At 45.5% G+C, this 22,050-nt stretch carries 21 protein-coding genes and 2 pseudogenes; 6 read left to right on the top strand and 17 right to left on the bottom strand.

Annotated features, from left to right (window positions below; translation table 11 throughout):
• Nucleotides 1-124: 124 nt before the first annotated feature.
• Together recQ and L7E55_RS14935 are read right to left on the bottom strand one after the other, a co-directional pair.
• On the bottom strand, nt 125-2,254 hold the full coding sequence (gene recQ / locus L7E55_RS14940; RefSeq protein WP_277445115.1) for a DNA helicase RecQ: 2,130 nt from the start codon (nt 2,252-2,254) through the stop codon (nt 125-127).
• Nucleotides 2,255-2,291: 37 nt separating this feature from the next.
• Nucleotides 2,292-3,665: pseudogene (locus L7E55_RS14935) on the bottom strand (helix-hairpin-helix domain-containing protein); the annotation flags it as partial.
• A 226-nt stretch (nt 3,666-3,891) separates the two neighbouring features.
• On the opposite strand from L7E55_RS14935, the gene L7E55_RS14930 reads away from it, so the two are divergent.
• The 3 genes from L7E55_RS14930 to L7E55_RS14920 are packed head-to-tail and all read left to right on the top strand — an operon-like array spanning nt 3,892 to nt 5,835.
• Nucleotides 3,892-4,161, top strand: a complete 270-nt coding sequence (locus tag L7E55_RS14930; protein WP_338091234.1) for an RNA polymerase sigma factor — start codon at nt 3,892-3,894, stop codon at nt 4,159-4,161.
• Between the two features lie 14 nt (nt 4,162-4,175).
• Nucleotides 4,176-4,688 (top strand): anti-sigma factor family protein, encoded by a 513-nt coding sequence (locus tag L7E55_RS14925; protein WP_277445114.1) that lies wholly within the window; start codon nt 4,176-4,178, stop codon nt 4,686-4,688.
• The gene (locus tag L7E55_RS14920) at nt 4,681-5,835 is read left to right on the top strand and encodes a polymer-forming cytoskeletal protein (protein WP_277445113.1); all 1,155 of its coding nucleotides are present in this window, start codon (nt 4,681-4,683) and stop codon (nt 5,833-5,835) included. Before L7E55_RS14925 ends, L7E55_RS14920 begins: the two co-directional genes overlap by 8 nt.
• A gap of 184 nt (nt 5,836-6,019) precedes the next feature.
• On the opposite strand, the gene L7E55_RS14915 is transcribed toward L7E55_RS14920, so the two are convergent.
• Nucleotides 6,020-6,619 carry a GNAT family N-acetyltransferase gene (locus tag L7E55_RS14915; RefSeq protein ID WP_277445112.1) on the bottom strand — a complete coding sequence of 200 codons (600 nt, stop codon included), beginning with the start codon at nt 6,617-6,619 and terminating at the stop codon, nt 6,020-6,022.
• Between the two features lie 97 nt (nt 6,620-6,716).
• A complete protein-coding gene (corA, locus tag L7E55_RS14910) occupies nt 6,717-7,781 on the bottom strand; it encodes a magnesium/cobalt transporter CorA (protein WP_277445111.1) in 1,065 nt (354 codons plus the stop codon).
• A gap of 115 nt (nt 7,782-7,896) precedes the next feature.
• On the opposite strand from corA, the gene lysA reads away from it, so the two are divergent.
• Nucleotides 7,897-9,150: a diaminopimelate decarboxylase gene (lysA, locus tag L7E55_RS14905; protein WP_277445110.1), complete on the top strand. Its 1,254-nt coding sequence runs from the start codon at nt 7,897-7,899 to the stop codon at nt 9,148-9,150.
• Between the two features lie 234 nt (nt 9,151-9,384).
• On the opposite strand, the gene L7E55_RS14900 is transcribed toward lysA, so the two are convergent.
• From L7E55_RS14900 to L7E55_RS14865, 9 genes are all read right to left on the bottom strand, one after another.
• Nucleotides 9,385-10,116: an SDR family NAD(P)-dependent oxidoreductase gene (locus L7E55_RS14900; protein WP_277445109.1), complete on the bottom strand. Its 732-nt coding sequence runs from the start codon at nt 10,114-10,116 to the stop codon at nt 9,385-9,387.
• A 52-nt stretch (nt 10,117-10,168) separates the two neighbouring features.
• Nucleotides 10,169-10,999: a helix-turn-helix domain-containing protein gene (locus L7E55_RS14895; RefSeq protein ID WP_338091231.1), complete on the bottom strand. Its 831-nt coding sequence runs from the start codon at nt 10,997-10,999 to the stop codon at nt 10,169-10,171.
• A 99-nt stretch (nt 11,000-11,098) separates the two neighbouring features.
• Nucleotides 11,099-11,338, bottom strand: a complete 240-nt coding sequence (locus tag L7E55_RS14890) for a hypothetical protein (protein ID WP_277445108.1) — start codon at nt 11,336-11,338, stop codon at nt 11,099-11,101.
• A 24-nt stretch (nt 11,339-11,362) separates the two neighbouring features.
• Entirely contained in the window at nt 11,363-11,857 is a 495-nt protein-coding gene (locus L7E55_RS14885) for a GNAT family N-acetyltransferase (protein ID WP_277445107.1), read from the bottom strand.
• Nucleotides 11,858-11,953: 96 nt separating this feature from the next.
• Nucleotides 11,954-12,604: an HAD family hydrolase gene (locus tag L7E55_RS14880; RefSeq protein ID WP_277445106.1), complete on the bottom strand. Its 651-nt coding sequence runs from the start codon at nt 12,602-12,604 to the stop codon at nt 11,954-11,956.
• 71 nt (nt 12,605-12,675) lie between these two features.
• The gene (locus L7E55_RS14875) at nt 12,676-13,005 is read right to left on the bottom strand and encodes a PAS domain-containing protein (RefSeq protein WP_277445105.1); all 330 of its coding nucleotides are present in this window, start codon (nt 13,003-13,005) and stop codon (nt 12,676-12,678) included.
• A 121-nt stretch (nt 13,006-13,126) separates the two neighbouring features.
• Nucleotides 13,127-13,585 carry a DMP19 family protein gene (locus L7E55_RS14870; RefSeq protein WP_277445104.1) on the bottom strand — a complete coding sequence of 153 codons (459 nt, stop codon included), beginning with the start codon at nt 13,583-13,585 and terminating at the stop codon, nt 13,127-13,129.
• A gap of 166 nt (nt 13,586-13,751) precedes the next feature.
• Nucleotides 13,752-14,015 carry a DUF2461 family protein gene (locus L7E55_RS17785; protein ID WP_420852056.1) on the bottom strand — a complete coding sequence of 88 codons (264 nt, stop codon included), beginning with the start codon at nt 14,013-14,015 and terminating at the stop codon, nt 13,752-13,754.
• Nucleotides 14,016-14,036: 21 nt separating this feature from the next.
• Nucleotides 14,037-14,378, bottom strand: a complete 342-nt coding sequence (locus L7E55_RS14865) for a winged helix-turn-helix transcriptional regulator (RefSeq protein ID WP_277445103.1) — start codon at nt 14,376-14,378, stop codon at nt 14,037-14,039.
• A 120-nt stretch (nt 14,379-14,498) separates the two neighbouring features.
• On the opposite strand from L7E55_RS14865, the gene L7E55_RS14860 reads away from it, so the two are divergent.
• Nucleotides 14,499-15,149, top strand: a complete 651-nt coding sequence (locus L7E55_RS14860) for a flavodoxin family protein (protein WP_277445102.1) — start codon at nt 14,499-14,501, stop codon at nt 15,147-15,149.
• A gap of 183 nt (nt 15,150-15,332) precedes the next feature.
• On the opposite strand, the gene L7E55_RS14855 is transcribed toward L7E55_RS14860, so the two are convergent.
• On the bottom strand, nt 15,333-16,079 hold the full coding sequence (locus tag L7E55_RS14855) for a type II toxin-antitoxin system prevent-host-death family antitoxin (protein WP_277445101.1): 747 nt from the start codon (nt 16,077-16,079) through the stop codon (nt 15,333-15,335).
• Nucleotides 16,080-16,267: 188 nt separating this feature from the next.
• Here L7E55_RS14855 and ytvI point away from each other — a divergent pair, with 188 nt between their 5' ends.
• Complete coding sequence (gene ytvI, locus L7E55_RS14850) at nt 16,268-17,371, top strand: sporulation integral membrane protein YtvI (RefSeq protein ID WP_277445100.1); 1,104 nt, start codon at nt 16,268-16,270, stop codon at nt 17,369-17,371.
• Between the two features lie 32 nt (nt 17,372-17,403).
• Here ytvI and L7E55_RS14845 read toward each other — a convergent pair.
• The 3 genes and pseudogenes from L7E55_RS14845 to L7E55_RS14835 all read right to left on the bottom strand — a co-directional run.
• Nucleotides 17,404-19,610: pseudogene (locus L7E55_RS14845) on the bottom strand (phosphoenolpyruvate synthase); the annotation flags it as partial.
• Nucleotides 19,611-19,650: 40 nt separating this feature from the next.
• Complete coding sequence (locus L7E55_RS14840; RefSeq protein ID WP_277445099.1) at nt 19,651-20,262, bottom strand: TetR/AcrR family transcriptional regulator; 612 nt, start codon at nt 20,260-20,262, stop codon at nt 19,651-19,653.
• 797 nt (nt 20,263-21,059) lie between these two features.
• Nucleotides 21,060-21,731 carry a TetR/AcrR family transcriptional regulator gene (locus L7E55_RS14835; RefSeq protein WP_277445098.1) on the bottom strand — a complete coding sequence of 224 codons (672 nt, stop codon included), beginning with the start codon at nt 21,729-21,731 and terminating at the stop codon, nt 21,060-21,062.
• Nucleotides 21,732-22,050: the final 319 nt, after the last annotated feature.

Below are 22,050 nucleotides of genomic sequence, written 5' to 3'. Positions count from 1 at the left end.
TATTAGTGTTCTACCAAAGACACCATGTACGATTAAAGTCTGAATTTGGGATTATTATAAAGCGGGATATTGAGGCAGGATATGTTAATGCTTGCAGAGCGCCTTGAGGATTGTTGAAAATTATCTATTTATTTGTCATCAGCCTGTATTTGCATAACACGGCTTTAATGGCAAAGTAATCCACCTCGGCCGGCAATTCTTCCTTGATGGGCCTTAATCTCTGAGCGCCGACTTCTTCAATCTTCCGCAAGATCAAGGCTTCATACTCTTGCGGGATAAAGGGATCCCAATCGATTTGGTGACCTTCCAGACCGCACCGGACGAGGTGGTCCTGAACAGTCACCACGCTCAAGCCCCTCCGCCTGGCGATTTCCTGAATTGTGCCGCCTTCCCGGTACAGGTTCAGAGTAATCAGGTGACTCGGCGTTTCATTGTCCCGCGCCTTTTTTCCGGCAGGCTTCCCATGCCGGAGGGAGATTCCCTTTTCGGCCGCGTATTTCCGAATCAACTCCAAGAACTGCCGGCCGTAGCTTTCAAATCTCCTTTGCCCCACTCCTTTGATGGACAGCATGGCGTGTTGATCCGCCGGAAGGAGGATAGACATTTCCCGCAGGGTGCTGTCCGCGAAAACAATATAAGGAGGTACTCCTTCCCTTTGCGCAATCTCCTTGCGCAGTCCGCGCAGCCGTTCAAAAAGGGAGTCGTCCGCAGCGGCGGCCGCTTCTTTTTTCCGCACCTTGAGTATTACTTTCTCCAATCCTTTCAGGACGGGAAAGGCCCGGGGAGTCAATCTGGCCACGGGGTACTGGCCTTCCGTCAGCTGAATGTATCCTTCGGCGATCAGCACATTGGCGAAATCGCTGATTTGCTTCAGGGTCCGGTCTTTCATCAGGCCGTAGGTGGACAGGTCGCTAAACCCGTAGCGCAGCGCTTTTTTGTTCAAGGAACCCTTTAAAACCTCCGCCACCAGGGAGATCCCGAACTGTTCCCGCATGCGCAGTATGCAGGAAAAGATCATCTGGGCGTCAACCGTTTTATCAACCAGTTCGTTTTTTTCGCTACAGGTGCCGCAGTTCCCGCATTCCTCCGCTATGCTTTCTTCTCCGAAATACCGTAAAATAAATTTTCTCAGGCAATGCGGGGTGTGGCAATAATCCACCATGGTTTGTAATTTCCGGTACTCATTTAACTTTCTTTCCGGTGAATATTGTGTCTGCTCAATAAGGAATTTTTGGATCTGGATGTCCTGGGGACCAAACAGCAAAACGCATTCCCCCGGCCCATCGTCCCTTCCGGCACGGCCGGCTTCCTGGTAGTAAGCCTCCATGTTTTTGGGGAGGTTGTAGTGGATCACATAGCGGACGTTGGATTTGTCGATGCCCATGCCGAAGGCGTTCGTGGCAACCATAATCCGGATGTCATCGTAAAGGAACTTGTCCTGGCTGCCGGTCCTCTCTTCATCACTTAATCCGGCGTGGTATTTCCCCGCGGAGTATCCTTTCTTACAGAGGAACTCATAGAGGTTGTCCACTTCTTTCCGGGTCGCCGCGTAAATGATTCCGGCCTCCTCTTTCCGGCCGGCCAAGTATTCCAATAAAAAGTCCCTTTTGTTTTCGCCCCGGATTACGGAAAAAAACAGGTTCTCCCGGTTGAACCCCGTCACAACAAGCTTCGGATTCTTTAAACCGAGCATCTTGACGATATCCTGGCGCACCTCGGCTGTGGCGGTCGCGGTAAAGGCCGCCACAGGCGGCCGGTGGGGCAGTTCTTGAATAAATTGACCAATCGCCAGATAACTGGGCCGGAAGTCGTGGCCCCACTGGGATATACAATGAGCTTCGTCCACAGCCAGCAAAGAAACCGGCAGTGATTTGATGTTTGCAATAAACCGGGTTGATTCCAACCTTTCGGGCGCCACGTAGAGCAGTTTAAATTTTCCACGTTTTGCCTGGCTAATCCTCTCCTCCACCTCATCATAGCTCAAGCTGCTGTTGATAAAGGTTCCCGGAATGCCCAAACCGTCGAGGGAGTCCACCTGATCCTTCATCAAGGAAATCAGGGGAGAGAAAACCAGGGTCAGCCCGGGAAACAGCAAAGCCGGGATCTGGTAACAGGCGGACTTACCGCCGCCCGTGGGCATTATCCCCAGGGTGTCCCTGCCTTGCAGAATGCTTTCAATAATTGGCTCCTGCCCTTTTTTAAAGGAGGAGTAACCGAAATGTTCTTTTAAAATCACCCGGGCCTTTTGCATCATCCATAATTCCCACTTTCAGTTCGCGCATTATATATACTTAAAACACCGCATTTTTCATGGAAAGAGAAACCCTGCCCCTCTCCAAATCCACCGATATTACACGCACCTTAACCACGTCTCCTACTGAAACCACGTCCATGGGATGTTGAACACGGGTATCAGATATTTCCGAGACGTGAACCAACCCGTCATTCTTAATCCCTATATCCACGAAAGCTCCAAAATCCACCACATTCCGGACGGTGCCGGTTAGTTCCATGCCCGGCTTCAAGTCTTCGATGCTTAAGACATCCGTGCGGAATACCGGCGCCGGCAGGTCCTCCCTGGGATCCCGGCCGGGGCGGACCAGGCAGTCCACGATATCTCTCAGAGTCGGCACACCGGCGTCAAGCCGCGCCGCGATTTCCTCAACATCGACCCTGGCAATTTTTCTTCTGGTATCGGGGCGGCCTATTTCATTGATCCCGGAACCGATCAGGTCAAGGAAGCGGTAGGCCAGGCCGTATGACTCCGGGTGTATTGCCGTCGCGTCCAGCGGGTCCTCCCCATTGTTGATGCGCAAGAACCCCACGCACTGTTCGAGTGTCTTAGGCCCCAGCCTGGGCACTTTTGACAACTCCTCGCGGCGTTTGAAGCCGCCGTTCTCGTCACGGTAACGCACAATATTTTCGGCAACGGTTGATTTTAACCCGGCGACATAACTCAAAAGCTGCGCGGAAGCCGTGTTGAGGTCAACACCCACATAGTTGACGGCTGACTCGACCACCTCCGACAGCTTTTCATCAAGATGTTTGGGGGAAAGGTCATGCTGGTACTGCCCCACGCCTACCGCCCGGGGTTCTATCTTTACCAGCTCGGACAAGGGGTCCTGGATGCGGCGGGCGATGGATACCGCGCCACGTTCCGACACATCCAGGCCGGGGAATTCTTTCTTGGCCAGTCTGGAGGCCGAATATACGCTTGCGCCGGCCTCGCTGACAATTGTATAAGACAGGCCGGGCTTCTTATAAGATTTAATAAAATTCGCGACAAACACTTCCGTTTCCCTGGAGGCGGTGCCATTGCCGATAACAATGGCGTTAACCCCGTACTTTTCCACCAAGCCCAGCAAGACTTCCTCGGATTCCTTTATTTTTTTCAGAGGAGGCGTAGGGTAAATAACACCGGCTTCCAGGAATTTTCCGGTGATGTCGATGACCGACCATTTGCAGCCTGTGCGGTAGGCCGGGTCAATACCCAAGACCACCTTGCCTCGCACCGGCGGTTGGAGCAACAAACTGCGCAAGTTTTTAGAGAAGATCTTGATCGCCTGTACTTCCGCTTTCTCAGTCAGTTCGTTCCGGATATCCCGCGCCACGGCGGGGGATATTAGTCTTTTATACGCGTCTTTGATTGCCTTTTCCACATACCCGGTGGTTGTGGTCCCAACCTTTAAGAATTTGCTGTTTATCCATTTTTATTCTAAACCGGCACTATTGTTAAAAACTGTCTCCCCTCCCGTTTACATATAAGGGGGGATAAAACCGCTATTTGTTTTGACTCATTAATATCATACTGCGATGATTAAGATATGTAAAAGCAACGAATTGTTTTTATAGTAATTTTTTTTGGACATTCGGGAATAAAGAAACTGAGTTATCCGTTATATTATTGAAAACCCTAAAATATATGAAAGGACACCGCCCCCCGGACCGGAACAGACAATGCTAGACTCTGCTGAACAGGTTTCAGTACGGCGGGCTGTGGCCGGACTGCCGGAGCGGGAACGTGCAATCGTGTTTCTGCGTTACTACCAGGGGTTAAGCTATGCGGAAATCGCAGCTGTCCTGGGAATTCCTGAGCCAACTGTAGGTACCCGGCTGCACCGGGCACGGGAGAAACTAAGAAAAAAATTGGACCAGTTTTAGGAGGTGTATGTGGAATGCCATGCCCCAGCGATATGATCTGGGAATGCTATCTTGATGGAGAACTACCTCCGGACCAACACTCCGAAGTAGAGCGCCACCTGGCACAATGCCTGACTTGTTCCACCAGAGTCGCCGTAATCCGGGAGGAAAACGAAATGATCGCGGCGGCACTGGCAATACCGGTTCCCCCCGATCTAGCGGTCCATATTGAACGCCGGCTTGCCAGTTACTCTGAGATGGGCATCTACTGGTTGTGGTTCTTCTTGCCGCTACTGGGGCTAACTTCAGCCTTGGTGGCGCTAAGGATGGCGTGGCTGCCGCTGCTCGCTCAGTTGCGGGATATCCTGCTCCTGCTGGTGGGTGGGGATTTGCTGTTGCGAGCTTGCCTTGAAACAGCAAGAATGACATTGATCCTCGCCGGGAACGCCCTGCGGGGGAGTCCGGTATTACCGGTCCTGACCCTGTTCACTGTCCCACTGCTATTGATGAAATTAAAATTACTTACAGGAGGACGAGCAAATGTTTAAAAGAAAAAAATGGCTGGTTCCGGCTCTCGTTTTACTGGTGTTGCTGTCTTTAACAGCCCCAGCGCTAGCAGTGGAGATAAGAAATGGAGACAATGTCACGATCCCGGCAGGTGCTCTCAAGGGGCCGCTATTCGTGGCCGGTAACGAAATTGTGATTGACGCGGACGTGGATGGAGATGTCTTTGCCGCCGGACAGACCGTCATTATTAATGGTAATGTCAACGGGGACCTCCTGGCTGCGGCACGCACCATCCGGATCAACGGCGAAGTTGGCGGGGACGCGCGATGTGCGGCTCAGGATATAGATCTTAAAGGCGAACTGGGACAAAGCTTGACTGCCGCAGCCAGTGAGGTGAGGCAGTTGGATGGCTCCAGGGTGAACCGCGACGCGCTGATTTTTGCCAACCAGATCACCGTTTCAGGCACAGTCGGCCGCCAGTACCTGGGAGCAGGCGGGACAGTGCGGCTAAACGGCGCGATAGGGAACGACGTTAATTTATGGAGAGTTGAGGACCTGAGACTTGGTCCCGCTGCCGTCGTCGGTGGCAATCTTTATTACGGCGCACCGCACGAGGCCACTGTCGCTTCCGGTGCTCAAATTGCGGGAACAACCAAGTGGGAGTATCTTGAACCTAAGACGCCAACACAACGCCAGCATAGAGGCTTTAACTGGCTGGGAGCGCTGGCCTGGTTTGCCGCGGGCGTTTTGTTCTGGGGTGTCCTGACCCTGATTTCCCCAGGAATATGGAACCTTCTCAGCCAAAACATGCGGCAGTCACCCGGCCATTCGTTCGGTTGGGGCCTGTTGCTGCTGCTGATAACCCCGTTAGTGATCTTGTTGCTGTTAATTACGGTTATCGCCATCCCACTTTCCTTAATCCTGATGGCAGCTTATTTGATACTCCTTTACGCCGCCAAAATTATTGTTGGGGACTTTATTGGCCGGCTGCTGGCCGCTCGCTTCGGCTGGGCCGGACGGGTTAATTCCATCCTGCCATTCTTGCTCGGGTTTGCGCTGCTACTGTTGTTAACCAGCATCCCGATAGTAGGCCTGCTCATGAGCATTGCCACGGTCTGCCTGGCCATGGGAGCAGCTTTTCTGGCTATTTATCACTGGCGGCAAGGCGGTACGCAGCTCGAGCATTAGTCACATTAAATGGTTCTGTAAGTATAATGGCATCTATTAAAATAGGATGAGGCGGGCCTCATCCTATTTTAGTTTAGATTTTTCAGAACAACCGAAAAGTTGTCATGTAATACTAAACCGGCACCGTTGTTAAAAACTCTTCCCCCTCATGTTTACAGAGGATTCTAACTAAAGTTCCTAGCTATTAAATTTCTTTCTCCATCCAAACCACATCAAAGTTTTTTCCTTTCTTCTTACCAATATTACGAAACCTGCCGCATTCAATAAACCCGTTTTTTTTATGAAAGCACAAACTTTGCTCATTATACGATGATATGCTTGCCAAAATGTACTTTATTCCCATTGCTTTGCCTTCTTTCTCAAGTAGCCCTAAAGCATACTTCCCTATTCCTTTTCCCACCTCATCCTCTTTTAAAAAATAACTGATTTCTGCTGTTTCTCTGAACACCGGCAAGGGATTATGTGCTCTCAGGAAACAAAATCCCACAATCTTCCCAGTAATATTTTTAATTATAAAGGCCGGATATCCCCTGGTCATCTCCAGGAACTTGTTGAAAAAATCGTATAGAAGCTTTTGCTCCGGGTAGGCTGCATAACTGTTTTCCACATAATAATTAAAGATATCAATTATTTCCTTGCCATGTTTTTCAGTCATCGGCTCATAATGTAAAACCATAATGCCACCCCCTTCTTTTGGCAGAGTTATTAATTCGGTAACTTTCAATATCTCACGAATGACCGAACTTTTCATCTGGCTGACCCGCTCGGCAAAAGTATAATTCATACTTATCTCCCCTTAAATTGGAATACTTAAAGATAAGTATATTCCCTTTTGCGAGGCAGACAACAGCCAATTGGCCTGTTAATTACACCATCCAATCTTACAGCCATTTTCTTCTCTTAAAATAAAACCCCATCAATACTCCAATAATAATCATGACCGACAAAACCGCGGGATAGCCCCAACGCCACTGTAACTCAGGCATGTATTCGAAATTCATTCCATACACACCCGCTATGAAAGTGAGGGGAATAAATATTGTAGTAATAACCGTTAAGACTTTCATTATCTCGCTGATTTTATTATTGATGCTCGTAAGATAGATGTCCAACATCCCGGTAATCATGTCCCGGTATGTTTCTAAAGTGTCGATCACCTGAATCGTATGATCGTAAACATCCCTGAGATAAATTCCGGTGGGTTCCTTAATCAGCGGTGTTTCGCCCCTTTCCAGCCCGCTGATGACCTCTCTCAAAGGCCAGACCGACTTGCTGAGAAATATCATGCCGGTTTTTAATTTATGGATTGCTTTTAAAGTTACAGGTGACGGATTCGTCACCAGCCTTTCTTCCAGCAACTCAATTTTTTCCCCCAGTTTTTCCAAGACCACAAAATAGCTGTCGACAATTGAGTCTATCAAGGCATAAAAAAGATAATCAGCCCCCATTTTTCTTACGCGGCCTAATCCGCTCCTGATACGTTCCTTGAGCTGATTAAAAATTTCTCCTTCTCTTTCCTGGAAAGAAAGGACATAATGTGAACCAAGTATTATACTTATCTGTTCTGTAACCACGTTATTACTGTTTTCATCAAAAAACAACATCTTCAGAATAACATGGACATATTCGCCATAGTCCTCCATCTTTGGACGGTGACCGGTATCTAAAATATCCTCCAAAAGCAGCGGGTGAAGTCCAAAACATTGACCTATATTTTCTACAATCTCAACCTGATGTAAACCGTCGATATTGATCCACGTCACAGCCGGACTATCTTTGAATGAAAGACACTCGTCAACTGTCTCAATCTGTTTCTCCTGAAAACTCTGCTCATCATAATTAAACAACGTTATCTTTGTTTTTTCATTTCTTTCCTCCCCGATATAGATTAGAGAACCTGGACTAAGACCTGCTTTTTTTGAAATTTTACCAATGCTTTTATACACCTAAATCACCACGTTTCAAAAAATCTTTTCTAAAATAAATCCCCTTAGTAGTATTGCACGAATGGGCTTATCAATTTTATAATCTACCAGTAAGTCGAAATTTGGAGGAATTCAAATGCCAGTAAAAAATGTACCCCTTTCCAAGGAACAGCTAAGCCAGATTATTACACGATATCCAACCCCTTTTCACATATACGATGAAGCGGCTATCCGGGCCAATGCACGTAAATTGCTGACGGAATTCGACTGGGCCCCGGGTTTTAAGGAGTATTTCGCCGTAAAAGCCACACCCAACCCGTATATCTTAAAGATCTTATACGAGGAAGGCCTTGGCGCCGATTGCAGTTCCCTGGCAGAGTTGATCCTGGCAGAAAAATCCGGCATTCTTGGCGAGGAAATCATGTTTTCCTCAAACAATACACCGGCTCAAGAATACCGTTTGGCCAGGAAACTCGGCGCGGTAATTAACCTTGACGATATCACACACATTGAATACCTGGAGGAGCATGCTGGCTTGCCGGAACTAATATCCTTCCGTTATAATCCCGGGCCCCTCCGGTCCGGCGGCAACTCCATCATCGGCAATCCCGAGGAATCTAAATACGGCCTCACCCGGCGGCAGCTTATGGATGCTTACAGGATCGTTGAGGCCAAAGGAGTCAAGCGTTGCGGGCTGCACACCATGATTATTTCGAATGAATTAGATCCCAACTTTTTTATTGAAACTGCCAGCATGATGTTTGATCTGGTCGTGGAAATATATCGTTCACTAGGCATTCGCATGGAAATGGTGAACTTCGGCGGTGGCATCGGCATACCGTACCGTCCGGGGGAAAAGGCAGTTGACTTGTCCTATTTAAGCAACGGCATAAGACAGGTTTACGAGGAAAAGATCGTTTCCAACGGCCTGCATCCTTTGAAGCTAACCATGGAAAGCGGCCGGATGATTACCGGGCCTTACGGGTACCTGGTTTCTACAGTATTGCACAAAAAGGAGATTTATAAAAATTACGTCGGGCTGGACGCCAGCATGGCCGACCTCATGCGACCCGGCATGTACGGCGCGTATCACCACATCACGGTAGCCGGCAAAGAGGACCTGCCGCATGACCATATTTATGACGTTACCGGCTCATTATGTGAAAATAACGATAAATTTGCTATTGACCGCGAGTTGCCGGCGATTGAGATCGGTGATATCCTGATCATTCACGACACCGGCGCCCACGGGCACGCTATGGGATTCAACTACAACGGCAAGCTGCGGCCGGCTGAGCTATTACTGCGAACCGACGGAAGCGTGAAAATGATCCGGCGGGCCGAAACGGTCGAGGATTACTTCGCCACCCTTGATTTTTCCGGGCTATAATTGTAAATATATACAAACGATGTTATTTTAATCAATTTAATAATCTTCCTTATTCTATACTTTTTAGGGTGAGTCAAAGAAATGTCTTTTGACTCACCCCTTTATTTGCTCAAGCTTTACCATAATTCTTCTCTTTGAGACCTTGGCTGTCTCCCATCTATGTCTGTGAACCCGTAACGTTGGGCAACTTCAGCCGTAATAAGGATTTTTCCAGTCTCCTTAATCGCATTTTCATCATTTGCCCAATGCAGCAACACATCTGCCGACAAACTGCGGAGATTCCATATCATTTATATTAAGCGAATGATCATACTTTGCCACTTCGGCCATACCTTCTGTCCTAACCGAACCCGGATATAATGAGAACACTGCGACGCCGTACTCTTTTAATTCGTACGCAGTGTCAGCCGATAATTTATCAACTGCGGCTTTGCTCACTCCATACGATACGTTATTAAAATAACGCCTTCCACCATAAAACGATATATTTACGATCAAGCCGCTTTTTTGTTTTGTCATAATCTCCGCCGCAAATCTGATAGCGATATAATTAGACCTTACTCCAACATTGAAATTGTCATCCCATAAAGAGACCGGCTGTTTCCAAAAAGGCGTATTAAAGAAATACCCCCCCAGAACGTGCTTACTCCCTCCAGCCCAAGCACTGTTAACGAGAATGTCCAGCTTGCCTTGCTCATTCATCACCCTTTCAAAAAGTCTCTCCACATCTTCATCTTTACTATGATCGCATTTATGGGCTATACCCACACCGCCCATTTGATTAACATCATCAGCAGTTTGATAAATTGTTGTTCCTTTAAGAAAGTCAAGCAACATGTCGTCTTTTTCAGTACGGCCTGTGACATAAATCGTCGCACCATACTCCGCCAATCCTAAAGCAATTCCTTTTCCCACACCTCTACTTGCGCCCGTTACAACAGCAACCTTGCCTTTCAGACTTTTCATCTCGTTCTTCCCCCTTCAGAGAAATAAAAAAGCCAAATATATTATAGCTTTTTCATCTCCGTGCTTCATGACATTTATTGCTGTCATTCGGGCGATTTATGGGGACAAGAATCCGGACATCCTGGCTTTGAAGATAATCTTTACCGTAAATACTGAGCATGCCAACCCCATTTGAACAGAGTTCCATTTCCCTTACCTTGAGCCAGCGAAAAAGGTCATCAACGAAAATGGAACGAATATCAAACATATCTCCGTGATATACAAAATACGCATACCAGCCCCCCGGAACACGGCGCACATCAAACCTATTCTTACCGGTATCTCTAATGGCCTTTTTACCAAAAAATACAGTGTATATGCCGCTGTCATCCCCGTGGCAATTCACAACGCTGTAAAGCTTATCGTGTCCCAGGTGTTCTATGTTTTGAGATTTAGAGAGAAAACTTTCGCCAGTGGATTTCATTAACATTTCGAAATCTTCGGCGTTTATATCAACATCAACATATAGTCCTTCTAAATAAAGCTCTTCAATATAAACACTGGTTCCTTTGAGCGCCAGTATACCCTGATAATTAGCGATATTACGATCTATTATTACAGCCTTCTCAACAACGTCCACCTTGTTTTTTTCGACCCGGTAGGTGGCCGGAGATACTCCAAACTGCTTTTTAAACGCCCGGCTAAAGACCTCCGGGTACTTAAAACCGAAATCATAAGCAATATCAATTATGGAATCACCGGTCATGGTCAATCTATCCAGCGCCCGTGTCAGCTTTCGGCCAAGAATATACTGCTTCAAGCTTTTTCCCACAACTACCCTGAATAATCTGTTAAAGCGATACCCCGACAGACAAAACCGTTCGGATATACTGGCAAGTGTCATCTGCCCGGATATATTATCCTCGATATAATCAATTGTTTCTTAAATTAGTTTGGCATAAGGATTCATTTCTTCCACCACTTTAGAATTAAGAAGATTTATTTATACCCCTATGTAACAAGTTTCTTCTTTCTGATAAGCTCTAACTGAACCTACTATCGTTCCATTTATTACGGCTTTAAGAAAGACTTGGTTCCTAAACTCATCTTTTATTTCTTTCAAAGTTTGAACCAGTGGCGGGATACTGAAATCATCATAAATTTCCGCTTCACTAACATAAGCTAATTTTTGTAATGCAAGAATCTCTTCCACATCTGTAGCCATTGCTTTTTCGATAATCATATTAAGACGTCCCGTCTTTTGAAATTATTGAAATTGACTTTCTTCCTCCGCTAGAACCACGGAGGTTTCGATTTGACGCTCAGGGATTGACCAGTATTTCTTTAGCAACCGTTCCTTTTCATCCGGAGTAACCAACCGGAAACCATGTTTCTCGTAGAAACGGATTGCCCAAACGGCATCAGACCAGGTGCCGATTAGGATTGGGCGATTGGTTTGCTTGCGGAGAAAAGACAACAATTCCCCCCCGATACCCTGATTGCGACTGTCGGTGCGCACATAAGCATGCCTGATGAGGGTCACATCTTGTATATGTTGGATACCCATTACACCGACTAATCCGATATCCGCTTCATACCCCCAGAAAACAACGCCCTTATCCATTTCACGCATAAGTTCATTTTTTGACATATAAGGTTCTTTCCAACGGTCCGCAGGGATGACCCCTTTATATGCCTGTGCGGCATCATTAATGATGGAATATACCGTCTGGAAATCCTTGTCATGGCATGGGCGGATCATTCTTATCCTCCTCCAGCATTAAGGCATAATTGTAGCGTACCGTAACATAATCCGCGGATTTATGCATAAGTCGGAAACGTTAATTATGGCGTTAGCTTATAATAATTTAATTAAGTCCAATGGACGGTACAACAAATACTGTGCGCCGTTTGAAACCAATTCTTCCTTTGTCCGGTAACCCCATAAAGCCCCAACCGCATACATTCCGGCGCTATTGGCAGTCTGCATATCGAGATCTGAATCACCCACATAAATTAGGTTCTCCGGGGCAATACTTAATTGCCGGCTTATTAACAAGGCACCGAAGGGATTTGGTTTTCTGGGAATATCATTACTTGAGCCAATTATCGCTTCAAATTTCCAACTTGGCAATAGAGCTTTTACAACTTTCTTAGTTAATTCATCAGCCTTATTGGAAAATACCGTTAATATTATCTTGCGCGCGGTCAGTTCAGTGAGCATTTCGGCAATCCCGTCATAAGGCCGTGTCTTGTTAACGAAATTATAACGATATTTTTCCACCATAAAATTGTAACACTTATCAATCAATTCTTCCGTTCTAAAAGTTTCAGGTAGTGCTTCACTCACGAGGTTTTTTATCCCGTTACCGATAAATCGCTTATAACTCCGAAGATCATGAGATGGAAAACCGCATCCCTGGAGAACACTATTCATTGAATCCGCGATATCTTCAAGTGAATCAACGAGTGTTCCATCCAAATCAAAAATAACTCCTTCGAACTTCATCAAAGACTTCCTTTCACAATATAATCTAATTAACTCAGACACTAATACTCGCTTAATTCCCAAAATCCCAGTTAGTCTTTTTCTACACGTTCATAGTATCCGATGAGTTTTCCGTCGCTGTCGCGGACAGCGCGCATAAAGACCCTTTGTTTAGCGCTATTCATGTAAATGACTTTTTCGTCTTCTCCTTTTTGCAACATTTTAAATGTGTCTAATATTATCTCATTAGATCTTTCATTATGGCATTGAAAAATTGAGCTGCCAACGAGGTTCATGTAGCCCTTTTTGGCGTGCTTATCTTTAGCAGACTTGTTGACATATCGGATTATATGCCGAGTATCTACAAAGACGATAGGTTCGACGATACTATCCAGTAAAGCCACTAGCTCTTCTTTGTTCATTTTCCAGCTCCTCTCCTCTGATCACACCCGGACTCAATTCGCTTACAATGCCGCTTATCCTTCATATCTAAAAAATATTACCAATCGCGCACACCGCTGCTCCGGTGATAAATCTTTTAATTTAGTCCTCCAGCAATACGAATTCGTCTGGATTGTTTCGGATATACGTACTAATTCGCTTAATTGTTTCCGGAGCAATTTTTGGGTACAGTTTGTAGAGTCTATCTACTGTTGCGAAAAGCTCAGAATTATCGTCAAGGTCTATCACAGTATCTTTGCGCCTTTTTCCCCTTATTTCTTGATTTCTTGCTTTAACAACTCCTTCGATTTCCTTATATATCCGATACATGGCGTCATCCCCGAAATATTGTATCCCGCTCTTGATTTCCGGCCAGACTTTCAATTCTGAGATATAATAAGAGACAAACCAATAAAATTCAGCCGTCGAGTGTGCGTGTCCATATAGCACCCAGAACATTAGTAACGCACGTTGTCCTAAGGTCAGCTGTTCATAGACCTTGGACTTTACAGTAAAATCTTTCCCCGGATTTGTTGGATCGTCGGCTCGATACACGCCCATCCAAGCGCAACATGATCGAACGATTTAAATATCTGTCGTTCCATCGTCACTAACATTGTATACCGCCTTTTTCACTTAATGAGTATCTAGAAGTGCAAATCCCAGCTTATTGAAAATCCGTTCTTTTCATAAAATCTCTGAGCTTGTATATTGTCTGTTGAATCGTCTATATTTGTTGCATATTTTTAATCTTCCATAAGTAATGGTAAAAAGAAGTTATAAGGCTGTAACCGCTAATTAATTCGTCTAATAAATTACTTTTTAAGAAATTTTCATCAATCATCTTATTACAGACCAAATAAAGATTCTTTCTTTGATACCATTCAAGCAATTCTTCAGATTCAATATTACCTAAAGGCTTTTTATATTTATCTCCTTCTACAACAAAGGTTTGCTGCTTATATTTATATAGGAACGAAACCTCCCCCATAAATTCTTTGGGCTTAGTTCATTAAACTCCTAACGCTGTATGATCCTCACTTCCCCAATCAGCTAAGGCAAGAACAATCTTCCTTAACCTTTCACCCTTAGGTGTAAAAGTATATTCAACCCGCGGGGGAACCTCCGGGTATACCTTCTTGATAATTATTCCTTCCTTCTCAAGCTCCTGCAACCGTGATGAAAGAGTTTTGGGACTAATTCCTTTCAATGATTTCTGCAATTGACCAAATCTTTTGGTCCCGTTAGAAAGATCCCGCAAAATTAACAGAGTCCATTTACTACCAATAATAGAGAGTGTTTTTTCTATTGGGCAAGAATAATTTTCATTATTTGGTTCACATGATTTAATCACGTTACTTCCCTCCTCTATAGTAATTACAATATATGTAACTACTTCTCTTTTTGTAGAATTGTCATTATACTTAATTTTAACATGCGTTTAACAAATCTCAAACTTGAGGAGGAATAACTTATGAAGGTTTTAGCCATCAATGGAAGCCCAAGGAAAACATGGAATACAGCAACACTGTTGAATAAAGCGCTTGAAGGTGCCGCTTCACAAGGAGCAGAGACAGAACTAATTCATCTTTATGATCTCAACTTTAAAGGATGTTTGAGTTGTTTTGCCTGTAAGATAAAAGGTAGTAAAAGTTATGGCAAGTGTGCAGCAAATGATGATCTGTCACCAATTCTTAAAAAGGTTGAGGAAGCCGATGCCATCATACTAGGCTCTCCCATATATTTTAGAACCGTTTCTGGAGAAATGAAAGCATTTTTAGAGCGTTTGATGTTTCCGTATATAACCTATACCGATCCTCCACATTCGCTTTTCCCCAAAAGGATCAATACAGGGTTCATTTATACGATGAATTATACACAGGAGCAGATAGAAGAATATGGCTTGGATCAACACCTCGGTGTTAATGAAATGGTATTGCAGATGATATTCGGGGATTCAGAGACAATATATAGCTTTGATACTTATCAGTTTGAGGATTATTTAAAAGTGGTTGCAGACCGTTTTAACCCTGAGAAGAAGGCAAAACAGCGAAAGGACGTATTTCCAAATGATTGCGAAAAAGCCTTTGAAATGGGGGCTAGATTTGTTAGAAATGCAAAATAATAATCAGTACGGAATATCTCGCTGCCAAAACGGATATAGTTGAGGGGACAGGCACCTTGTCCCAATACAGTGCTCTATATCCTTTTAGAAATATTGGCCTCTAGGTCCAAGGAAACCCGGAGGCCTTATTTTTCAGTTGCTGATGAGGTATGAATGCTAGTGTCCATCGTTCTCATAGAACGCTCACTTAAAGATTCTGCCAAGCTCCACGGACAGTCCTTCAAAAATGTAGGATTGCGCGATTTCTGGTTTTTTGTAAGTGGTATTGCCGCTGATGTTATTGTCTTCAAAATGATAAACAGTCACTTCCCTGTTTATCGGGTTTACAATCCAGTATTCCCTGACGCCGCATGACATGTAAAGGTCAAGCTTTTTGATCAAATCCTTGCTCCGCGTACCCTCTGATAAAATCTCCACCACAAGTGCCGGGACACCCTTGTAAAAGTCACTTTCATCCAGCTTTTCCTCAAGGTCGCAGATGACCATGATGTCAGGCTGGACAACATTAATATTCTCCGGGTTTCTCTTGAGTGTAATATCATAAGGGGCAACCAGGGGGATGCATTCTTTACCCTGAAACCAGTTGTAAAAAATCACAAACAGTTCGGTCAAAACTATCTGGTGCACGGTTTTAGGCGAGGCCAGCAGGTATATTTCACCATCTATGTATTCATATCTATCCTCGGTATCTTTGGTCAGCTCCAGAAATTCCTCATAGGATGCCTTCCTGCCGCCGTAACCGTATACTTCGGCCTTTTCCATTACCTCCATTACCATACTGGGCATTGTACCGCAGTCCGAAACCACATCTCTGATAGCTGACAGTTTTGCTATTTCCATACCATTTCTTGTAATTATGATGTCCTCCTGCATCGCAAGCATCAGGTATTTCCCGAAGTTGTTCTGCAGTTCCGTCGAGTTGACTTTCATGGGAACACCTCCAGAAATAGCTATAATAGCTAATTTATCTATTATAATTATGTGCCATTAAGAAAGCAGTGTCAAGGAAAAACAGTGAATCTTCCAGAAGAAGAGGACCGGTAATTATAAAAAAGGCTGTTAAATATCATACAGCCTTTTTTCTGCTTTTCAATGTATAATTAAATTGAGGTGTTATTATGAGAGAATTCTACAAAAAGCACTGGAACGCTATTACTAACATAGCTTTGCTATTGGCCACCCTGATCATAGCTACCGTTGCCTTCAAGCTGATTATACCTTATTTCCTTCCTTTCCTCCTAGGTTTGATTCTCGCTGTGGTTATAGAACCGTTGGTAAACCTCTTTCTTAGGCTGAAAATGCCTCGGCCGGCAGCTACAGGCATGGCTCTACTGGTCGCTATGGGATCTTTAACGGCGATAACCTGGTTCGCTGTATCAAAGATAATTGTGGAACTGGCAAAATTTATCGCTAACGCTCCATCTTATACAAAAATGTTAAAAAGCCTGACTTTTGTACTAATCCAATGGATCCAGTCCCTCACACAAGACCTGCCGCCCGAATTTGTCAGCCATCTGAACAAAAATACCGAGAAGCTCACGGAAATATTCTCCGACCGGCTTTCAATGCTGGCCAGGGAAATACTTAGAATGATTACTACCCTGCCAAACCAGTTACTTATAGTGATAATAATCCTGATAGCAACCTTTTTTATCAGCAAAGACCTCCTGAAGTTAAAAAGCAGAGTGGTATCCTCTATACCACTGGAATATCACAGCAAACTAAAAATAATGACTGACGACCTATACCGTGCCACAATCGGCTTTATCAGAGCCCAAATGATTCTTTCGGCCATTACCGGCATGGTAATCTTGGTAGGGTTGGTTTTTCTGCACTCCGAATATGTAGTTACCGTCGCCCTCCTAGGCGGTCTGGTCAGCCCAATCCCGGTGCTGGGTGTAGGAGCTCTATTCGTTCCCTGGATTATTTTCAGCCTCCTCGGTGGAAATAATTACCTGGCGCTAGGCCTGGTGATTCTTTTCGCTGTGGTTGTTATAGTCAAGCACTCCCTTGAGCCCAAGGTCCTGGGAGAGAATATCGGGATCGATCCTTTAAGCGTATTGATGGCCCTCTACGTGGGATATGAGCTTCTAGGGGTATACGGCTTCATTTTGGGACCATTTGTTTTAATCACCTATAACGCTCTGCTAAAAGCAAAAGCTTTTGCCTGGATTTTCGCTGATGAAGCGAACAAACAGCAGGACACATCCGGCGATAATTAAAGTAGATCAAGTTGATACATCTATAAAGGGCATCACAACATTTCCACATACCCTTCCGTTCCGTTCACCCGGATCCTCTGACCGTCTTTGATCAACTTGGTAGCGTTTTCCACGCTTACCACTGCCGGAAGGCCATATTCCCGCGCAATGACGGCGCCATGGGTCATCAACCCGCCTACCTCCGTTACCAAGCCTTTGACGGATACAAACAGCGGTGTCCAGCTGGGATCAGTAAATGTGGTGACTAAAATGTCGCCATCCTCTATGTTGGCGTCCGCCATCTTTAAAATGACCCGTGCGCGTCCCTCGATAATGCCGGATGAAACGGGTATGCCAGCCAAGGCGCCCCGGGGGATATTACCGGTGTTGTATGCGCCGGATATGATCTCGCCCTCGGACGTCATCACCCGCGGCGGCGTCAGCTTCTCATAGACCTCGTACTCCCCTTTTCTCCTGGTGATAATTCTATAATCCAGCCGGTTTGTGCGCACAACCTCCCGGAGTTCCTCGAAGGACAGGTAGTAGATGTCCTCCTTCTCCCGGATGACTCCCTTTTGCACGAGCCTAGCGGCCTCCTTCAGCAGGGCCTGCTTGTAGATCCAGAAACGCTGGATGAAGCCATACTTGGGATATTCCCGGTAGCCGATAAAGTTGCGCAAAACGCCGATCATCCTCTTTGTCTTCTTGGCCTTTTGCTTGCCGCCAGGCAATTGCTCCAGGCGGCTCAAGAGTTCCTGTTCCTTCTGCTCAGCTTCCAGCCGTCCCTGCTCAAACTTAACGCTGTTTGCATTGGGCGCAAAGTTCTTGATGTTGCTGAGGATCGCGGGAATGAGAGCGGTCGGCTGTTCGTTCCAACGCGTCCTGGTGATATCAATCTCACCGGGACAACGCATACCGTATTTTTCAAGGTACGCCCGTATGGAGTGGCTGACGGCATCGCCGCCTTCCAGTTTCGCCAGGTCCTTGAAGAAGGTCTCATCACTGGCATGCTGAAAATACTCAATCACCGCCGGGTATTGCCGGACGACGTCCGCTACGTCCAGCAGCGCCAGCCCCATTTCGGAGGTGACGTTGTTGGGTACCGATTGCGAAAGCGTGTCGGCGGCACTCTTTTCGCCCAGCCATTTTTCCATTTTCTTATTGATCCAACCCGAGACTAACACCGCGACGGCGATTGCTCCAAAGCCGCGTGGATCATACATGATTTCCTTTAATTGCTTACGGTCCTGGACAATAAAGGCAAACAGTTCGTCCCCGGATACGTTGGCGATCCTTTGCCGCAGGTCTCTGATCGACGCCTCGTTGCGGGCAATGAGATTTTGAACGACCGCCGGGTCTTTTTTACGGTAGATCCAGAAGGCCTGAACAAGCATTGCCCAGGACATTCCCTCGGTACGCATGCTGATGGATCTTTTTCCGCGCGGCAATGATGCCAAAAAATCCTTCCGTTGCATTAAACTCATGATCGCGTTCACTGTCAGCGGGTCGCCCTTGCCCATCGTACTGAGCACGATCTTGCGGCCAACGGATGAGGCCAGGTCGTGCGTTACCTCCCAAAACAACCTTCCACCGGCTTTGTGCATTGGAAAATCACCAGCTAACAACTGGAAGATGGCATCCCCAACGGTTTAATGGCATCCGTCATCATCTGCTGGTGGCCTAGCGATATGTAGACCCGCATTCGCCCATCGTTTTCCGGTACGGGGAATAAGGTAGTGATGGGGCGGCTCTGCACGATATAGAACGTATCACAAGATGAAAGGGGACACACCTCCTTTGGTAGACTGGCTTTAGGGTCGGAGGAATGTCTACTGCGGAAAGGGGACACACCTCCCTTTGGAGCTTGGCCCTGGCGGTCGGAGGAATGTCCCCAATTGAGGCACCATTCGATGTCCTGCGGGCGGCCAAAATACGCCTCGATCTTGCGGCCCATGCCTTCAAGCTGCAAAATCTGCTCGTCGGTCAGCGTCTGCATATTTTGCCGCCCGGGATCGATCTTCCGTTCCTCCGTGCCGCCTCCTTCTGACGCGTAGACGGCCAGTTTCTTGGTGGATATCTTCTTATCGACGATCCGTCCCTCCCGCACCTTATAAATGTCAGGGTTCACCAGGCCGGAGACCAGGGCCTCGCCAAGCCCGAAGCCGGCATCAATGGACAGCACTTTCCTGTTGGAGGTGACGGGATCGGCCGTAAACATAATTCCCGCAGCCTGCGGGAAAACCATCCGCTGGAGTAACAATCCGTTTTTTTACGGCTGAGTTCTTGAATGAGGCTGCAGGTTACCGTTCTATTCCATAACGGATCATGTTTAGAAAATTGTTCATCTTGTCGAGAAAGTGTTGGGAATATGTTTCATCCACATCTTTTTCGTCCTTCACTTCCGATAAAAAAATGTTTTCGAAATGATCCAGTATGATCATAATCAGCTCAAACGCCTGCCAACGGTCCACACCTTCTTTGAGCGGGACTTTTTTAAACAACCGCTCCCACACCACGTTCTTGCCGGCAATCAACTCGCCGTACTTTTCTTCAATAGCCGCCTTCAGTTCATCCGGCGTCGCATAAAAGGCTTCCCTCGCCACCTTGTAAACGTCCGGATTCTTTTTAAGATAGTCCAGTTTGATGGGGCTGTATTTATCTATTGCTTCAAAAAAGTCCCGGTATTCCGACAGGACGTCAATGCCCAATTTCACCCTCGCTTTTTCGATGCACCGATCCAGAACACAGAGATATAGCTCTTTCTTGCTCTTAAAATGATGGAAAATGAGGGCCTTGGATACGCCGGCCGCCTCCGCCAGCATCACGGCCGAAGCGTTTTTATACCCGTGGCGGGCAAACACAGCCAGACAGGCGTCCAGAATTTTTTCTTTATCGTAAACTTGTAAAGGCAAGGGCCATTCCACCTCCCAGGCTTACTAACCGCATGGTCAGTATAAACATAGCACTTACTGACCAATTGGTCAATATATTTTATACTGTTTCTACGCGGCTCAATTTATGCAATAAAAGTACCGGTCGTGAAGCAATTCTCCATTGACCGGCATTTTCTTTCATTTTCCTCTTCCGCACAGGTATGGCGGATGGAGTGAAGGGTAACCAGAAGGCAGGTTTCACTTGCTTTGATAGTACCGATAAGATAGCCCCATGGAAGAAACGAAGTATTTGAGTGCAGGAATAAATAGTCGAACCTGTGAAATCCCCATAAAATGAAAGACCACCCCGTTATATACTTCGCAGTGCCACCCGTCTCCTTATTGCTTAAGAATAACAGGCCGCATTGAACAATCATGGCTGTCTGAAAAGAAACTGAAGGAATTGAGGTTAATAGGAAAGGAAATTGCAGTAAAGTCCCCGATACGTCCCAGAGTCCCGTTATTAAGGCGGCATAGACCCAGAAGCGCGGCATCCGGCGATCGTGAAAACCGTAATTGCCCCAAAGCAGGAATATTAGAGTGGCATAATAAATTAAAATCAGGTGTATACGAATAAGCGATATATGAAAACCGTTTAACAACACGATTAAAAGAGGTGTGAAACCAATTAGAGCAATTAACCAGCCAGCTGTCCATATATACATGTACAGTTTTTTTCTTTGATAAGGGGTAATTTTGTTATACTTCTTAAATACCGTCAACGTCATCAATTACCGACCTATTTCCATTTCACTGTTTAATTATATGGTTCTTATTTAGTATTTGTCCATGATATGGCATCCCTTATTTTTTTTAATAACACCATATTTAATGATGTCATTGAAAAATTCAAGCTCCTCAAGAAATTCATCAAAGTTCCCATACATGCCCTGCGATTTATATTTTTCTATATATTTCGCGCCTACCTGCTCTAATATAAAAGCGCTTGCTTTTATAACCTTTTCGGGGTCTACACGCAGAGGGAGTTTTTCAAGCAGCTTTTTATCGTATAAGAAATCCTGCATTAATTTTTCTTTATACTTTTCCATATATTTTGCATTAAGAGCTGCAATCTCATCTGCTGCTTCTGCCGGAGGAGTTAGCAAAGCCCTGGCGGCAAACTCCGTTTCGGTCGGATAATTCAACGCAACCTTATATTTTATTATCATCATTTTTTTAATACGTTCAAAATAATCACCTTCTTCCAATATTTCTATCTCAGACATCACCTTTTTCTCCAGCAGATCTCTGGTGTGCTCAACCAAATACAAAAACAGCCCTTTTTTACTTTTAAAATAGTGAAAGAGTATACCTTTGGATATTCCTGCTCTTTGGGTTATGGTATCTGTAGAAGCTTTATGATACCCTTTTTCTGCAAACTCTTCCATGCTTATCTGCAAAATCAAGTCGCGCTTTTCAGCATGTAGCTTTTTGAAACTGTTATACATTACGCACTGCTCCTTTTTCTGCCATAAGGCGATTTATGCCATGTGAATATTATGATCATGAAACCGATGATATTTGCCGCCACCAGTGCAATAAAGTATTGCTGTGAAAAAGCGCCGTTATAGATACCGTATATAAGCTGCGTCAGCCAGTAAAACGGTGTTATCAGCGCAATTTTATGCATTATGCCGCCAAATAATCGAGTAGCTAAAAGTCGGGAAAATTAATCCCGACTTTTTGGCTCTCACAGAACCGTACGTACGGGCCTCGTATACGGCTCCTGACAAACCTCGGTCGTTATCATTCATAATAACAAGGCAA

The organism is Pelotomaculum isophthalicicum JI (assembly GCF_029478095.1).
GTDB lineage: Bacteria > Bacillota > Desulfotomaculia > Desulfotomaculales > Pelotomaculaceae > Pelotomaculum_D > Pelotomaculum_D isophthalicicum.
This window is presented reverse-complemented; position numbering and strand designations above follow the sequence as displayed.